Origin of the sequence: Comamonas sp. CMM02 (assembly GCF_014851485.1) — a bacterium.
In the GTDB taxonomy this organism is placed as follows: domain Bacteria; phylum Pseudomonadota; class Gammaproteobacteria; order Burkholderiales; family Burkholderiaceae_C; genus Comamonas; species Comamonas avium.
This window is the reverse complement of record NZ_JACUZW010000002.1, coordinates 100787-117343: the sequence shown is the minus strand read 5'-3', so window position 1 is coordinate 117343 and position 16557 is coordinate 100787. Positions and strand designations below refer to the sequence as shown.

Here is a 16557-nt window from a genome sequence, read left to right as displayed (position 1 = left end):
TCGGTCATAGGTGTTCAGCACAGGGGACATGGCGCAATTATCGTGCGCCCGCCGCCAAACCCGATTCAAGGACACACACTTCCATGCTTTGCACTGTGGGATTTACCGCTATGCTCGGAGCCCGCAAAACCTTGACTGTCTTGACTTCATGAGTGTTTTTCTCGCCAAACGCCTGCTTACATTGATAGCCACCTTGCTGGGTGCATCCATGCTGGTGTTTGCTGTGCTGGAAATTTTGCCGGGCAATGCCGCACAAGTGCTCATGGGGCCTGACGCCGATCCTCAGGCCGTGGCGGCCATGACTGAGCAGCTGGGCCTGAACCAGCCCGCACTGCAACGCTATGGCGACTGGTTGCTGGGCTTTTTCACTGGCAATCTCGGCAACAGCTACGCTTATGGATCGCCGGTCTGGGATCTGGTCACCGAACGGTTGGCTCTGACCCTGCCCCTGGCAGTATTGGCCATGCTCATCACCACCGTACTGGCCTTGCTGGCCGGTGTTTATGCAGCATCGCGCCACAACAAGCTCGGTGATGTGGGCATCATGGGTCTGGCCCAGCTGGGTATTGCCATACCGAATTTCTGGTTCGCCATTCTTTTGATCTTGCTGTTTTCAGTCAAGCTGCAGTGGTTCTCTGCGGGCGGCTTTCCTGGCTGGAGCCGTGAATTTGGCGGTGGCTTCTGGCCTGCCCTGCAATCGCTGCTGCTGCCGGCCATTGCGCTGGCTGTCGTACAAGCGGCAATTTTGGCGCGCATCACCCGCTCTGCGGTGCTGGAGGTGCTGCGCGAAGATTTTGTGCGTACTGCACGCGCCAAGGGCTTGAGCCAGCGCGCCGTTCTCTGGGGCCATGTGCTGCGCAACGCCATGATTCCGGTCATCACGGTCATGGGCCTGCAGTTTGCCAACTTGCTGGCTGGCACTATCGTGGTGGAAAACGTGTTTTATCTGCCCGGGCTGGGCCGTCTGATCTTCCAGTCCATTGCCAACCGCGACCTGATCGTGGTGCGCAACTGTGTCATGCTGCTGGCCGCCATGGTCATCATGGTGAACTTCATTGTCGATGTGCTGTACGCCATCATTGATCCCCGTGTGAAAGCCAGCGACTTATGAGCCAGCCCCGCACCTTGCTGCAGCGCGGGCTGCATCACCCCAGCTTTGTCGTTGGTGCTGTACTGACACTGGCCCTGGCTGCCTGCGCCCTGCTTTCTTTCGTCTGGACACCCTGGAGCCCTTATGAGATGAACATGCAGGCCAAGCTGCTGCCTCCCAGCGCGCAGTTCTGGATGGGCACCGACGCTTTTGGCCGCGATGTGCTGTCTCAAATCATGGTGGGTGCGCGCAGCTCCATTGCAGTGGGCGTAATTGCCGTCAGCATTGGTCTGTGCTTTGGCGTGGCTCTGGGCCTGATCGCAGCCGCTTTGCGCGGCTGGGTCGAAGAGGTCATCATGCGCATGTCTGACTTCACCTTTGCCTTCCCTGCCATCTTGTCGGCCATCATGATGACCGCCGTTTTTGGCCCCGGCATGGTCAACGCCATCATTGCGATTGGCATCTTCAACATTCCCACCTTTGCACGCATCACCCGTGCTTCGGCCAACGCGATCTGGTCGCGTGAATACGTGATGGCTGCGCGTGCCTGCGGTAAAAACCGTTTCAGCATCACACTGCAGCATGTGCTGCCCAACATCATGGGGGTGCTGATCGTTCAGGCCACCATCCAGTTCGCGCTGGCCATTTTGGCTGAGGCTGCGCTGTCCTACCTGGGACTGGGCACACAGCCTCCGCAACCGTCTTGGGGCCGCATGCTCAGTGATGCACAGACATTGATGTTTCAAGCCCCTTTGCTGGCCGTGTTCCCCGGCGTAGCGATTGCGCTGTCGGTGCTGGGCCTGAATTTACTGGGCGACGGCCTGCGCGACCTGCTGGACCCGCGCCTGAGCCGCCAGCGCTGAGCGACCGGAGAGACACGAATGCCCTTGCTTGAAGTCACTGGCCTTAATCTTTTTCTGCGTGGCAGCCAAGGCACGGTGCAGGCGCTGCGCCACCTTTCGTTCAAACTGGAGCGCGGCAGCGCGCTGGGCATTATTGGTGAGTCCGGTTGCGGCAAATCCCTGACCGTGCAGACCCTGATGGGTTTGCAGCCTGACAACGCAACGGTCACGGGCAGTATTTTGTGGAACGGACAAGAGTTGCTGGGTCAGACCGAGCGCCAGTGGCAAAGCCTGCGCGGCAATCGCATGGCCATGGTGTTTCAAGAGCCCATGACGGCCTTGAACCCTGTACATACGGTAGGCCGCCAGGTGGCAGAACCCATGCTCTATCACAAGGGGCTGGACAGGGCCAGCGCGCTCAAGGCCGCCACAGCCTTGCTCGAGCGCGTGGGCATTTCCAATGCCAGCGCCCGTGTCCATGATTTCCCGCACCAGTTCTCTGGCGGACAGCGCCAGCGCATCACCATTGCGATGGCGCTGGCGTGTGAGCCTGATGTACTGATCGCTGACGAGCCGACCACGGCGCTGGATGTGACCGTTCAGCAGCAAATTCTGGATTTGATCAACGATGTGGTGGCCGAGCGCGATATGGCACTCATCCTCATCTCGCACGATTTGGGTGTTATTTCACAGAATGTGGACGACATGCTGGTCATGTATGGCGGGCAGATTGTCGAAAGCGGGCCCACGGGCGCGCTCTTTCGCCACATGGGTCACCCCTATACGCGCGGGCTGATGGCGGCGCGCCCGCGGCTGGATGCACCGCGCCAGCCCAGCGGCAAACCCCACGATCTGTTCACCATTGCCGGCACAGTCCCGGCCTTGGCAGACTTGCCACGCGGCTGTACCTTTGCCGGTCGATGCACATTCACGCAAGAGCGCTGCTATGAAGACAAGCCTGCGCGTGTTGGCATCCCCAGCTTTCAGCCGCATGAGGCTCAACACAGCAGCCTGGGGGTGCACCAGGTGCGCTGCCTGCGCCCGGAAGCCATGCGCCCTGGCAACACTGAGGCCTGGAAATGACGCCTGACAACCTGCGCCCCCCTTTGCTTCAGACGATTGGTCTGGGCAAAACCTATGCGCTGCCACGCCGCCAGCTGTGGCAGGCACCGCCGCAGGTTATCGCCTTGCAAGATGTCGATCTGACGGTCTACGGCGGGCGCAACGTAGGCATTGTGGGTGAATCTGGCTCTGGCAAGTCCACGCTGGCGCGCTTGGCCATGGCACTGGACAAGCCCACCACAGGCCAGGTGCTGTGGAATGGGCAGGCACTGAGCGCCATGTCCGGCGCGGCCTTGCGTGCCGCTCGGCGTGACTGTCAGATGGTGTTTCAGGACCCCTATGGCTCACTGGACCCACGCATGACCGTGCAGCGCATTGTGGCCGAGCCACTTCAGGCCCTCAGCCACACCAGCCGCGCCGAGCAGCGTGAGCAGGCCGCCGAGGCCCTCACCCAGGTGGGGCTGCACCACAATGATCTGGACAAGTACCCCCATGAATTTTCAGGTGGCCAGCGCCAGCGCATTGCCATTGCGCGCGCGCTGATTACGCGCCCCCAGCTCATCGTTGCAGATGAGCCCGTCAGCGCACTGGATGTCTCCATTCAGGCCCAGATACTCAATCTGCTGCTGGATTTGCAGCAGCGTTTTGGCATGACGTACCTGCTCATCAGCCATGACCTGGCTGTCGTCAATCATTTGTGTGATGAAGTGCTTGTCATGCAGCAAGGCCGGGTGGTGGAGCAAGGCTCGCCCAGACAACTGTTTAGCCACGCCCGCCATCCCTATACGCAAACTTTGCTCAATGCAGTGCCGCAGATTGCCCCCGGCCGCGCACGCGCGCTGCGTAACCTGCGTGCGAAAGCAAGTTCTAACTTGGTGTAAAAAGCGGTCTGCTTCTTGATCGTGCGGTACAGCATGGAAAGTTGCTGCCTGCCCTACCCACTGAGACATATCGGAGACCCTGAACCATGATTGACCGCCGCAATTTGCTTGCATCTGGCGCTTTGGCCGGTTTGACCGCGCTGTTGCCGCTTCACAGCATGGCGCAAGCGAAAAAAGAGACGGTGAACCTGGCCCTGACGCTGGAGCCCCCGGTACTGGACCCGACGGCCAGTGCCTCCTCCTCGATTGCCGAAATCACGCAATACAACATCTTTGAGACGCTCACCAAGATCAATCCCGACGGCAGCGTCTCTCCCCTGCTGGCGGAAAGCTGGGAAGTCTCGCCAGATCTGAAGACCTACACCTTCCGCCTGCGCAAGGGGGTCAAGTTTCAAAACGGCCAGCCTTTTAACGCAGAAACCGTAAAGTTCTCGCTGGAGCGCGCTGGCAGCGAAAAAAGCACCAACAAGGACAAGCGCAGCTTCAGCGGCCTGAAAATCCGTGTGATCGACGCCTTCACCATTGAAGTCGTGACGCAGGAGATTGACCCTGACTTTCTGTTTGTCATGGGCCAGGGCACATCCATCATCGTTGAGCCCAAGAGCGCCGCCACCAACACCACGCAGCCAGTGGGCACCGGCCCCTACAAGCTGGGCCAGTGGCAAAAAGGGGCCTCTATCACCTTGGTGGCATGGCCTGAATACCGCGACGCCAACAAGATCCGCATCAAGCGCGCCACATTCCGCTTTATTCCCGACTCAGCGGCCCAGGTGGCCGCCCTGATGGCGGGCGATGTGGACGCCTTCCCCCGCGCCACACCACGCAGCGTGCCGCAGTTCCAGAAAGACCCACGCTTTCAGGTCATCGTCAGCGGCTCACGCGCCAAAACCATTTTGGCCATCAACAACGGCCGAAAGCCCCTGAACGATGTACGCGTGCGTAAAGCCATTGCCGCCGCCATTGATCGCAAAACCATCATTGAAGGGGCCGCAGAAGGCTACGGCGTGCCCATTGGCAGCCATTACGTACCCGGCGCCTTTGGCTATGTGGACACCACCGGCATCAACCCGCACAACCTTGACAAGGCCAAGGCCCTGCTCAAAGAAGCGGGCGTGCAGCTGCCGCTGAAGCTGACCATGACGCTGCCCCCGGCCCCCTATGCACGCCAGGGCGGCGAGATCATTGCCGCGCAGCTGGCCAAGGTGGGCATTGAGGTCAAACTGCAGAACGTGGAATGGGCGCAATGGCTGTCTGGCACCTACGGCAACAAGCAGTACGACCTGACCATGATCAGCCATGTAGAGCCTTTTGATCTGGGCAACTTTGCCAAGCCCGATTACTACTGGGCCTACGACTCGCAAGAGTTCCGCGATCTGTTCGAGAAGATCAAGAACACCCCCAAGTCCACCGACCGCGCACGCCTGCTGGGCGAGGCACAGCGCATGCTTGCCAGCGACGCAGTGCACGGCTTCCTGTACCAGCCCCAGTGGGTCACCATTGCCAACAAAAACCTGCGCGGGCTGTGGAAAGACATGCCTGTCTTTGTGAATGACCTGTCGGCCATGTACTGGAGCGACAAGAACTAGCGGTTTTTAGAAAAATTTAGAAAAAAGTAGCACTTAGCGCTCATCCACAAAGGGTTTCAGATAGTTTTATATCTGAAACCCTTTGTTCATATGCGCTAGCAGCTCTTATCTTTGCACCGTCAGTAAACGCACTGCCAGCCCTAAAAACACCACGCCCGCCAGCCGGTTCAACCACCACTGCGCACGTGCAGAGCGCTGCAAGATGCCGCCAAACACGCCCGAAAAACAGGCAATGGCACCAAATACCAGCAACGTGGCCAGTACAAACAACAGGCCAAAACACACGATCTGCAGCGCCACGCTGCCGCGCGCCGGGTCTGCAAACTGCGGCAAGAAAGCCAGAAAGAAAATCAGCACCTTGGGGTTGGTGATGTTCATCACCACGCCGCGCCCCACCATGCGCAGCGCTTGCTGCCATGGCAGCGACTGGGCCGTGCTGCTGGCTTGTGGCGTATCACTGGAGCTGACTGGCGCACGCAAAGCGCCCCATGCCAGCCAGGCCAGATAAGCAGCACCACACCATTTCAAAGTGATGAACGCCGTGCTGGATGCCGCAAACAAGGCCGCCAGCCCCAAGGCCACCGCCGTGGTGTGCACCACAATGCCCAGGCACAGCCCTATCACCACGCACATGCCCACGCGCCAGCCACGCTGGATGGACTGCACCAGTACAAACAGGTTATCGGGCCCGGGCGTCAGCGCCAGCAGCACCGCCACGCCCAAAAAGGCCACCAAAGCATTCCACGCAGGCATCTGTCCATCGCTTTCACAGGGCTTGAATAAGCCGCCATTGTGCGGCGGCTGCAAGCACGCTGCCAAGCCAACGGGCGACGTCAAGGCCACACCACAACGCACCAAGCGCAGCGTGCGCAGCCTTAGAGTAAGCAAAAGAGGAAGCAGAAAAATTCAGCGCGAGGGTGGCAGCAACGTTGGCTGAGGGCGGCACTGCGCATTGCGAAACGGCCCATCCCCCCTGCTCCAGCCCTGGCTGGGCATGACCTGGGCGCACACCCGGTGCCCATCCAGCTTGCTCACCCACCAGTACCACGGCGCAGGCTGCGCCCACGCGGCATTGGCCCATGCCAGCACCACCGCCACACCACCTGTCAGGCACACCGTACGCAACATCATGGTCTGCACTTTATCCCAGAGCCAGTGCCGTCACGCCGATCGCAATCAATACGGCTCCGCCAATGCGCACCATGCGATCGCCTTCACGCAGCAAATGCCCGCCAATCAGGGCAGCAAACAGCATGGACACCTCGCGCGCCGGGGCCACATGTGAAATGGGCGCGCTTTGCATGGCAAACAGCACCAGTACATACGCAATCGGGCTGACCACCGCCACCAGCAGCGCCCAGCGCCACTGCTGCTGCCACAGCGACCTGGCCTCAGCCACATTGCGCAGCACCACAGGAGACAGCAAGATCACGCGCAGGCAACTGCCCAGATAATCAATCAGGATGGGTGACAGCAGCAGCACCTTGACGCCGTAGCCATCTACCACGGTGTAGCCTGCAATGAAAACGCCCGTCAGCACTCCATAAAACAGCCCTTGGTGCAAGCGATGGCGCGCTGCAGGATCGCTGCGCTGGCGAAACAATCTGGGGCCGCCGGCAATCAAAAATACCCCCAGCACCACGCCAGCCACCCCCAGCACACCCAGCTGCGAAAGCTCCTCGCCCAGCAGCGTGATGGCCACCAGGGTACTGATTAACGGGCCGCTGCCCCGCGCCAGAGGGTAGACCACGGTGAGGTCGGCCTTGCGATAGCCGCGCAGCAAGATCACGTAATAGGCCAGATGCAGCACGCCACTGACCGCCACCAAAGCCCATGGCTGCCAGCCCCATTGCGGCACAACGTCACGCCCTACCCACCACGCCAGCGGGGCCCAGACAATGATGAGCAAGATGGAGGTGAAAAAGGCAAACCGCGCATCGCCACCGGCTTTCTTGGCGGCAATGTTCCAGCCTGCATGGATGATGCCGGCCAAAATAATGAGTGCAAAAGCTTGCAGTGACATGGGGCAGTCAAACGGCCATAAAAAAGGCTGCGCAGTGCGCAGCCTCTGGGGCCTGAGCGAGGGGGTTAATCGTTGCGGCGGCCGGGAATGAGCGCCAGAAACTCACGGCGCAGTGTGGGGTCCTTCAAAAACGCACCACGCATGACGGAGTTGAGCATCTTGCTGTCCTTTTCGCGCACACCGCGCCAGGACATGCAAAAGTGCGAGCACTCCATGACCACGGCCAGACCGTCAGGGCGGGTCTTTTCCATGATCAAATCAGCCAGCTGAATGATGGCCTCTTCCTGAATCTGCGGGCGCCCCAGCACCCAGTCCACCAGACGTGCGTACTTGGACAGGCCAATGACGTTGGTGTTCTTGTTGGGCATGACACCAATCCACACCTTGCCCATTACAGGGCACAGGTGGTGACTGCATGCGCTGCGCACCGTAATGGGGCCAACGATCATCAGCTCATTGAGGTGCTTGCCGTTGGGGAACTCCGTGATCGAAGGCGGCTTGTGATAGCGGCCTGCAAACACTTCCTTGAGATACATCTTGGCCACACGGCGGGCTGTGGCCTGGCTGTTGTGGTCATTGGCCGTGTCGATGACCATGCTGTCGAGCACGCCCTGCATCTTGACTTCCACCTCGTCGAGCAATTGCTCCAGCTCACCGGGTTCGATGAAGTCGGCAATATTTTCGTTCGCGTGAAAACTGCGGCCAGCCGCCTGCACCCGCTCGCGAATCTTCACGGAGACAGGGGTGCCGTGCGGGTCAAAACCTGCGGGCTGTTTGTCGGATGCGGCAACCAAATCTTGAAACATGGGCGCGATAGTAACAGTGAATCATCAGGCCGACAGGGGCTATGGAATTGGCAGGCGGCCTACAGTTTGAACTCTGCGATCAACGGCAAATGGTCTGACATGCGCCACCAGATACGGCCTTGCGGAACCGTCAGGCTGATGGGGTCCAGACCACGCACGTACACATGGTCCAGTTGCGCCAGCGGCAAACGTGCCGGATAGGTGAAGGTGCTGCGGTCACCGTCGTACTCATACAGGCCAAAGCCGGCAAGCATGCGCTTGATATGGTTGCCCCAGTCATTGAAATCCCCGGCCACCACCACCGGGACTGCCGGGGGCACTTCGCGCTCAATGAATTGCTGCAGCTGATATATCTGGCGCACACGGCTGCCAGCAATCAGGCCCAGATGCACCACCACGGTGTGCACGGAACGCCCGTGGAACATGACCTCTGCGTGCAGCAGACCGCGCTGCTCAAAACGGTGGTCCGATACGTCCAGGTGCTTGATATCGCGCACCGGCCAGCGCGAGAGCAAGGCGTTGCCATGCTCTCCATCGCGTGTATAGGCATTGGTGTGATAGACGGCCTCGTAGCCGTCCGGTGCCAGAAACTCTGCCTGCGACACTTCAGGCCAGTTGGCAAAGTACGCGGCCTCGCGCCGGTTCATTTTGCGCACTTCCTGCAGACAGACGATGTCGGCATCGAGCTGCTCTACGGCCAGCCCCAGGTTGTGAATTTCCAGCCTGCGTGTGGGCCCCAGACCCTGCACACCTTTGTGAATGTTGTAGGTGGCCACACGCAAAATACCCTGCTCGGCGGGCACCAAGAGGCCAGAGGGCGTGGTTTCCATGGGCGGCAGTGGTGGCGTGGTCTCAGGCGTCATGCAGGCAATGGAAGAAAAACAGGTAGATGAAGAATAGCTTCAGCATTCGAGGGCGCGTAGCAACGGTCTGCCGCTTCGCGCCAAGCATGCCAAGCAAATGCGGTGTGTTCGCGCGGATTCAAGGTGACTTGGGCGTAGGACGCAACCTCCAGCCCAAACACACGCTCGGTATTGACAAAGGTTCCGGGCGCGTAGCGATGCAGCCACTGGGGGTAAATGGTGTAGATGTTCTCCAGCCCCCAGTCTTGCAGCTTGCAGCCTTGCGCGTGCACATCAATGCCCGCCTCCTCCCACACCTCGCGTGCAGCCACCTGCTCCCAAGGCTCATCGTGCGTGTCTTTGCTGCCGGTGACGGACTGCCAGAAATCGCCCCCGTGGCCATCACCAAGGGTGCGCTGCAACAGCAGCACCTGACCTTGCGGGGTGTAAATCACCACCAGAACCGACTGCGCAATTTTGTAAGGGCCTGCGTGCATGCGCCCTATCTTCACACTGAAAGCATGCCCAAGACGTAAAAAAAGCCTTTGCGCTGCCGCAAAGGCTTTTTGTGTTTTAAGCCTCTAGCCCTTGCGCACTAAGCGCAAGAAGCTATGACTTTAAGAGCCATCGATTTACGATGCCTTGACCGCATCGATGTTGCGCAGGCGAATGTGCAGCTCGCGCAGCTGCTTTTCATCGACAGGCGAAGGCGCTTGCGTCAGCAAGTCTTGTGCACGCTGTGTCTTGGGGAAGGCAATGACGTCACGAATCGACTCAGAGCCTGTCATCAGCGTGATCAGACGGTCCAGACCGAAGGCCAGGCCACCGTGGGGAGGTGCGCCGTACTGCAGTGCATCGAGCAGGTAGCCAAACTTGGCGCGCTGGTCTTCAGGGCTGATGTTCAAGGCAGCAAATACCTTGGCCTGCACGTCAGCGCGGTGGATACGCACCGAGCCGCCACCCAGCTCCCAGCCGTTCAAGACCATGTCGTAGGCCTTGGCAATGCACTTGGAAGGGTCGGTCGCCATCAGCTCTTCATGGCCATCCTTGGGCGATGTGAAGGGATGGTGCACAGCCACCCAGCGGCCGCTTTCTTCGTCATGCTCAAACATGGGGAAGTCCACCACCCACAGCGGGGCCCACTTGTCTTCAAACAAGCCGCTTTTCTTGGCGAAATCGCTGTGGCCCACCTTCAGACGCAACGCACCGATGGAGTCGTTGACGATCTTTTCCTTGTCAGCACCGAAGAACAGCAGGTCGCCGTCCTGTGCGCCTGTGCGCTTCAGGATTTCGGCAATCGCCGCGTCATGCAGGTTCTTGACGATGGGCGACTGCAGGCCTTCGCGGCCCTTGGCCACTTCGTTGACCTTGATCCATGCCAGACCCTTGGCACCGTAGATCTTGACGAACTCGGTGTAGCCATCGATCTCGCCACGCGAAATGGAAGCACCGCCGGGCACGCGCAGGGCCACCACACGGCCACCCTTGGTGGTAGCAGGCGTAGAAAACACCTTGAAATCCACATCGCCCATGCAGTCGGTCAGTTCGGTGAACTCGAGCTTGACGCGCAGATCGGGCTTGTCCGAACCAAAGCGGAAAGCCGCATCCTGGTACGTCATGACGGGGAATTCGCCCAGGTCCACGTTCAGTTGCTGCTGGAACACTTCTTTGATCATCTGCTGGAAGATGGCGCGAATTTCTTCTTCGTTCAGGAACGAAGTTTCGCAGTCGATCTGCGTGAATTCGGGCTGGCGGTCAGCGCGCAAGTCTTCGTCACGGAAGCACTTGGTGATCTGGTAGTAGCGGTCAAAGCCCGAGACCATCAGCATCTGCTTGTACAGCTGGGGCGACTGGGGCAGCGCAAAGAACTGGCCGTCATGCACGCGCGAAGGTACCAGATAGTCGCGAGCGCCTTCGGGTGTGGACTTGCCCAGCATGGGGGTTTCGATGTCGATAAAGCCCAGCTTGTCCAGGAAGTTGCGCACCTGGATCGAGGTCTTGTAGCGCAGCATCATGTTGCGCTGCATCACCGGGCGACGCAGGTCCATCACGCGGTTGGTCAGGCGCACGTTTTCCGACAGGTTCTCGTCGTCCACCTGGAAGGGCGGCGTCACTGCTGCGTTGAGCACGTTCAGCTCATGGCACAGCACTTCAATCTGGCCGCTCTTGAGCTTGTCGTTGGTCGTGCCAGCAGGACGGGCACGCACAATGCCCTTGACCTGCACGCAATATTCACCGCGGATTTCTTCGGCCACCTTGAACATTTCAGGGCGGTCGGGGTCGCACACCACCTGCACATAGCCTTCACGGTCACGCAGGTCAATAAAGATCACGCCACCGTGGTCACGACGACGATTCACCCAGCCGCACAGGGTAACGGTTTCGCCCATCAGGGCTTCGGTCACAAGACCGCAATATTCAGAGCGCATGGCCATGGTCTATCTTCCTGCGCCCCAGGGGACGCGCTTTTTGGGTTGTTTATCGTTCTTCGTCAGGGATGGGCAGTGGCGGCGGTGCCACCACACCCATGGAGACGATGTACTTGAGCGCAGCTTCCACGCTCATCTCTAGTTCCACGCAATCGCTCTTGCGCATCATCACAAAGTAGCCCCCAGTGGGGTTGGGCGTTGTCGGCACAAATACGCTCACGTATTCGTCGCGCAAATAACGGGCCACTTCCCCGGCTGGGCTGCCAGTGATGAAAGCCACGGTCCACACGCCTTCACGGGGCCATTGCACCAGCACGGCTGTGCGAAACGCATTGCCACTGTCCGAGAAGACGGTATCCGAGACCTGCTTAACGCTGGAATAAATCGAGCGTACCACCGGGATGCGGGTAATGAGGGCATCGCCCCAGGACACCAGCTTGCGGCCAACGAAGTTACTGGCAATCGCACCGATGGACAGCAGCACCACCAGTGTCAGCAGCACCCCAAAACCCGGAATATGCAAACCCAGCAGATAGTCAGGCTGCCACTGAGCGGGCAAAAGGTTCAGGGTCTGATCCAGCGTGCTGATGATCCAGTGCAGCACCCACACGGTGATGACACCGGGCACGATGACCAGCAATCCGGTGAACAGCCATTTACGCAATGCAGACATGGCCAATCTCAGACCTCAGAGGCTGCAGCGCAGCCCGCTGCTGCACAGGCACTGCCACCGGCATCACACGCTGCGGCAGGTGCTGGGGCTGAGGTGCTGCTGCTCGAGGAGCCACCCTTGAAATCGGTGGCATACCAGCCCGAACCCTTCAACTGGAATCCAGGTGCAGTCAATTGCTTGGAAAAGGCCGCAGCACCGCAAGCCGGGCAATCGGTCAGCGGGGCATCGGACATCTTCTGGAGAACATCCTTGGCGTGGCCACAGGTGCCACACTTGTACGCATAAATCGGCATAGCTTTGGGTCAGCGTGCTTAAGGCTAAGAAGAGGAAATTCGCAAAACCTTAGATTATAGGCGGCCATGCCCTTTTGGCTTGTGCAAGCGGGCATCCGCCTGAAAAGACAAAGGGCGCTTTTTGCGCCCTTTGTCTGCCGTGCACGACCTGTTAATCGAGCTGAGAGCCCTGATAGTGCTTGACCTGGCCCTGGGTGTTGGCCATCCACTGCGGCAGCAGCGAGCCAAAGACCATACCGATGAGCGCACCTATCAAGCCCGCCAGTTGCTGCGGGAAAGCATCGGCCCAGCCGGGCACAGCCCAGAAAATCAGCCATGTACCAATGCCAAGCACCACGGCGGCCAAAGCGCCTTGCGTGGTAGCGCGCTTCCAGTACAGGCCAAATACCAAAGGCACAAACGCGCCAACCAATGGCACCTGGTAAGCACCCGAGACCATTTCATAGATGGAGCTGTCTTGCATGGTAATGGCATAGACCAGCACACACACAGTGAAGCCCACCACCGCCAGCCGCATGGCCTTGAGCGTGGCCGCATCCGACATGCCGGGTTTGATGTTGCGAAGAATGTTTTCGACAAACGCGGTCGAAGGCGCCAGCATGGTGGCCGATGCGGTGGACATGATGGCCGACAGCAGCGCGCCAAAGAAGGCAATTTGCACAGCCAAAGGCATGTGCTCCATCACAAGGCGGGGCAAGATTTTCTGCGGGTCATCGCCCATCAGGGCTTCAGAGGCCTCCGGCATGATCAGCACAGCCGCCGTCACCACAAACATCGGAATAAAGGCAAATGCGATGTACAGCGCCCCGCCAATGATGGGACCCAGACACGCCACCTTCTCGTTTTTGGACGACATTACGCGCTGGAACACGTCTTGCTGCGGAATCGAGCCCAGCATCATGGTGATGGCAGCGGCAAAAAAGAAGAGCCAGGTTTTGCCATCCGCGTTCTGAGGCAGGAACTGCATCTTGCCTTCGGTCACGGCGTAGCCAATCACTTTGTCAGAGCCACCGGCCAAATCTGCGGCAAACCAGGCAATCACAATCAGGCCACCACAAATGACCACCATTTGCACCAGATCGGTCATGGCCACCGACCACATGCCCCCGAACAGGGTGTAGATCATCACGATCAGGGTGCCCAAAATCATGCCCGAGGTAACAGACATCGCGCCATCGGTCAGCATGTTGAACACCAGCCCCAGCGCAGCCACCTGCGCCGCCACCCAGCCCAGATAGCTGAAGATGATGATGATGGAGCACAGCACCTCCACCGTCTTGCCGTAGCGCAGGCGGTAGTAGTCGCCAATGGTGATGAGGTTCTTCTTGTAGAGCTTGTAGGCAAAGAACAGGCCCACCAGGATCAGGCAAAAGCCTGCGCCAAAGGGGTCTTCCACCACACCGCCCAGGCCTTCTTTGACAAATTCTGCCGACACGCCCAGCACCAGCTCGGAGCCAAACCAGGTCGCAAACGTGGTGGCTACCACCACATACAGCGGCAGATTGCGCCCTGCGACAGCGTAGTCCGCCGTGTTGTGCACGCGGCGTGCTGCATAAAGGCCAATGCCGATCGAGACCAGAAGGTACACGGCGATAAAGGTCATCAGCATGTGCGCTGCTCCCCTGTCAAAGAAATAAATGGGTTGTAAGAAAATTCGAGGCGCGATTATGGGCATTTGTGATGCCCCCACACGGAAAAAACCTGTGCTGTGTTCTACAAGCGACAAAAAAAGAAGAGCGCCTGACGCTTTGTTCTTCAGAACCTCAAAGTCAAAAGACATTGAAAGTTTTAAAGAACAAGCGCAAGGCGCTCCTCTTTTATTTCAACTTAGTACCTGCTTACGCAGCAAGCACTGTATTGGGCCAGCTTTAGAAAATCCGGATTCGCGTAAGGACTTGCATGGCCAGCATGCCCAGTACAAACCCGAGTCCCCCGTAAATCAGCCCTTGCAGCAAACGATTGGTACGCCGCTGTTCACGTAGCAACTCCTGTACCAATTGCTGATCGCTGCCATTTTTTTGCTGCAGATAGCCATAGACCAGCCGAGGCAGTTCAGGAATCAGCTTGGCGTAACGCGGGGCTTCGGCCTGCAGCTCGCGCCAAAAGCGCTGTGGCCCCATTTGCTCGAGCATCCACTTTTCCAGAAACGGCTTGGCGGTGCTCCACAGATCAAGGTTCGGATCGAGCTGGCGACCCAGGCCCTCGATGTTGAGCAAGGTCTTTTGCAACAGCACCAGCTGTGGCTGTATCTCCACCTGAAAGCGGCGTGAAGTCTGGAACAGGCGCATCAGCACCATACCCAGAGAGATTTCAGCCAGCGGGCGGTCGAAATACGGCTCGCACACCGCACGAATCGCCGCTTCCAGCTCCTCCACCCGCGTGGTGGCTGGCACCCATCCGCTTTCGATGTGCAAGGCAGCTACGCGCTTGTAATCGCGGCGAAAGAACGCCAGGAAGTTTTGCGCCAGGTACTCTTTATCGAACTCGGTGAGCGTGCCCACAATGCCAAAGTCCAGCGAGATATAGCGCCCAAACGTGGCTGCATCCAGGCTCACCATGATGTTGCCGGGGTGCATGTCCGCGTGGAAAAACCCATCACGAAACACCTGCGTGAAAAACAGGGTCACGCCATCGCGTGCCAGCTTCGGGATGTCCACCCCCGCTTCGCGCAGTCGATCCACCTGGCTGATGGGCACGCCTTTCATGCGCTCCATCACCATCACTTCAGCGTGGCAGTAATCCCAGAAGATTTCTGGAATCAGCACCAGGTTCAGCCCTTCCATATTGCGGCGCAGCTGCGCAGCATTGGAGGCTTCGCGGATCAGGTCGAGCTCATCGTGCAAGTAGTTGTCAAACTCAGCCACCACCTGCAATGGCTTCAAGCGCTTGCCCTCGTTGGAGAGCTTTTCCACCCAGCCCGCCATCATGTACATCAGGGCGACGTCTTTGTCGATCACCTTTTTCATGCCCGGGCGCAGCACTTTGACGGCAACCTCACGCTCCTGACCATCGCGGTCACGCACGGTGGCAAAGTGCACCTGGGCAATAGAGGCGCTGGCCACGGGTGTGCGCTCAAAGCTGACAAAGATCTGGTCCAGCGGTTTGCGGAAATTGCGCTCAATGGTTTCGATGGCAATTTGCGAATCAAACGGGGGGACACGATCTTGAAGCTTGGCCAGCTCCTGGGCCACATCCGGTGGCATCAAGTCACTGCGCGTGGACAGCACCTGCCCAAACTTCACAAAAATCGGCCCCAGTTGCTCCAGTGCTTCTCGCAGGCGCTCGCCGCGTGGAGCCTCCAGCTTGCGGCCAATCGTCAGCACACGGCGCAGCGTGTTCAGCGACGGATGCTTGAAGCCCGAGAGCACCAGCTCATCCAGACCATAGCGCAGCACCACCCAGACGATGGTCAAACCTCGGAAAAATCGGCTCATTGCGGCAGGCGATCTGCATCGCTGGCGGGTTTGCCATCGGCCTGGGTCATGCGGCCACCCACAAACTGGCGCACCGCAGCGGCCACCGTGCGACCGATATTGGCCAGGGTATGCGCTGGCACATCACCCATGATGCGGGCCATGTCTTCTTCGACATCCCACTGCACGTTGTCCACCAGCCAGTTGATATCAGCGGCCAGCTGCACATCACCTTCGATGCGCAGGGAAGGCTTGTCACCACGCAGCGCCACCTGCGCCAGGGCCAGCGGGTTGCTGTCCATGATCTCCAGTTGCAGATCCGGTGTTGCACCTTCAGCAGCCACATTCAGCAGGCCTGCAGGGGTGACCACCAGTGCCATATTGAAATTGCGCCACTGCACACGGGCCACACGCCCTTTTTGGCGCACCAGCCGCTCCATGGCTTCGCGCTCCTGCATCAACACATGGTTAAGAAACAGCACGGCGCGCTGCTGGGTTTCGTGGACGAGCCAGCTTGGTGGCTGCACGACTTGCACCGCGCGTTCCACTAAACCGTTCAGGAATGAAAAAGGGGACTGTGTTGCCATAGTCCCCTGATTATTCCTGAAGTGGAGCGT

The 16557-nt window shown here is 59.1% G+C and carries 17 protein-coding genes; 5 read left to right on the top strand and 12 right to left on the bottom strand.

Annotated features, from left to right (window positions below; all coding sequences use genetic code 11):
* Positions 1-148: 148 nt before the first annotated feature.
* From IB213_RS05705 to IB213_RS05685, 5 genes are all read left to right on the top strand, one after another.
* A complete protein-coding gene (locus tag IB213_RS05705) occupies positions 149-1111 on the top strand; it encodes an ABC transporter permease (protein ID WP_192405694.1) in 963 nt (320 codons plus the stop codon).
* Positions 1108-1953, top strand: a complete 846-nt coding sequence (locus tag IB213_RS05700; protein WP_192405693.1) for an ABC transporter permease — start codon at positions 1108-1110, stop codon at positions 1951-1953. The genes IB213_RS05705 and IB213_RS05700 overlap by 4 nt, the downstream gene beginning before the upstream one ends.
* 18 nt (positions 1954-1971) lie before the next feature.
* Positions 1972-3015, top strand: coding sequence for an ABC transporter ATP-binding protein (locus tag IB213_RS05695; RefSeq protein ID WP_191724096.1), 1044 nt, complete (start codon positions 1972-1974; stop codon positions 3013-3015).
* Positions 3012-3875: an ATP-binding cassette domain-containing protein gene (locus IB213_RS05690; RefSeq protein WP_191724097.1), complete on the top strand. Its 864-nt coding sequence runs from the start codon at positions 3012-3014 to the stop codon at positions 3873-3875. Before IB213_RS05695 ends, IB213_RS05690 begins: the two co-directional genes overlap by 4 nt.
* Positions 3876-3961: 86 nt before the next feature.
* Positions 3962-5461, top strand: a complete 1500-nt coding sequence (locus tag IB213_RS05685; protein WP_192405692.1) for an ABC transporter substrate-binding protein — start codon at positions 3962-3964, stop codon at positions 5459-5461.
* Positions 5462-5566: 105 nt separating this feature from the next.
* Here IB213_RS05685 and IB213_RS05680 read toward each other — a convergent pair whose 3' ends face one another.
* The 12 genes from IB213_RS05680 to IB213_RS05625 form a co-directional block, all read right to left on the bottom strand.
* The gene (locus IB213_RS05680; protein WP_192405691.1) at positions 5567-6214 is read right to left on the bottom strand and encodes a LysE family translocator; all 648 of its coding nucleotides are present in this window, start codon (positions 6212-6214) and stop codon (positions 5567-5569) included.
* Between the two features lie 153 nt (positions 6215-6367).
* Complete coding sequence (locus IB213_RS05675; protein WP_225560994.1) at positions 6368-6592, bottom strand: hypothetical protein; 225 nt, start codon at positions 6590-6592, stop codon at positions 6368-6370.
* Between the two features lie 10 nt (positions 6593-6602).
* Entirely contained in the window at positions 6603-7484 is an 882-nt protein-coding gene (locus IB213_RS05670; RefSeq protein ID WP_192405690.1) for an EamA family transporter, read from the bottom strand.
* A gap of 65 nt (positions 7485-7549) precedes the next feature.
* Complete coding sequence (gene folE / locus IB213_RS05665) at positions 7550-8290, bottom strand: GTP cyclohydrolase I (RefSeq protein WP_191724100.1); 741 nt, start codon at positions 8288-8290, stop codon at positions 7550-7552.
* 59 nt (positions 8291-8349) lie between these two features.
* Positions 8350-9120, bottom strand: a complete 771-nt coding sequence (locus IB213_RS05660; protein WP_191724277.1) for an endonuclease/exonuclease/phosphatase family protein — start codon at positions 9118-9120, stop codon at positions 8350-8352.
* 29 nt (positions 9121-9149) lie between these two features.
* Positions 9150-9629 (bottom strand): dihydroneopterin triphosphate diphosphatase, encoded by a 480-nt coding sequence (gene nudB, locus IB213_RS05655; RefSeq protein WP_192405689.1) that lies wholly within the window; start codon positions 9627-9629, stop codon positions 9150-9152.
* Positions 9630-9764: 135 nt separating this feature from the next.
* The gene (gene aspS / locus IB213_RS05650) at positions 9765-11567 is read right to left on the bottom strand and encodes an aspartate--tRNA ligase (protein WP_192405688.1); all 1803 of its coding nucleotides are present in this window, start codon (positions 11565-11567) and stop codon (positions 9765-9767) included.
* A gap of 43 nt (positions 11568-11610) precedes the next feature.
* Complete coding sequence (locus IB213_RS05645; RefSeq protein WP_191724103.1) at positions 11611-12234, bottom strand: DUF502 domain-containing protein; 624 nt, start codon at positions 12232-12234, stop codon at positions 11611-11613.
* An 8-nt stretch (positions 12235-12242) separates the two neighbouring features.
* Complete coding sequence (locus IB213_RS05640) at positions 12243-12527, bottom strand: FmdB family zinc ribbon protein (protein ID WP_191724104.1); 285 nt, start codon at positions 12525-12527, stop codon at positions 12243-12245.
* 151 nt (positions 12528-12678) lie between these two features.
* A complete protein-coding gene (locus IB213_RS05635; RefSeq protein WP_191724105.1) occupies positions 12679-14136 on the bottom strand; it encodes a sodium:solute symporter family protein in 1458 nt (485 codons plus the stop codon).
* A 259-nt stretch (positions 14137-14395) separates the two neighbouring features.
* Positions 14396-15961, bottom strand: a complete 1566-nt coding sequence (gene ubiB, locus IB213_RS05630; RefSeq protein WP_192405687.1) for a ubiquinone biosynthesis regulatory protein kinase UbiB — start codon at positions 15959-15961, stop codon at positions 14396-14398.
* The gene (locus IB213_RS05625) at positions 15958-16527 is read right to left on the bottom strand and encodes a hypothetical protein (protein ID WP_191724107.1); all 570 of its coding nucleotides are present in this window, start codon (positions 16525-16527) and stop codon (positions 15958-15960) included. Before IB213_RS05625 ends, ubiB begins: the two co-directional genes overlap by 4 nt.
* Positions 16528-16557: the final 30 nt, after the last annotated feature.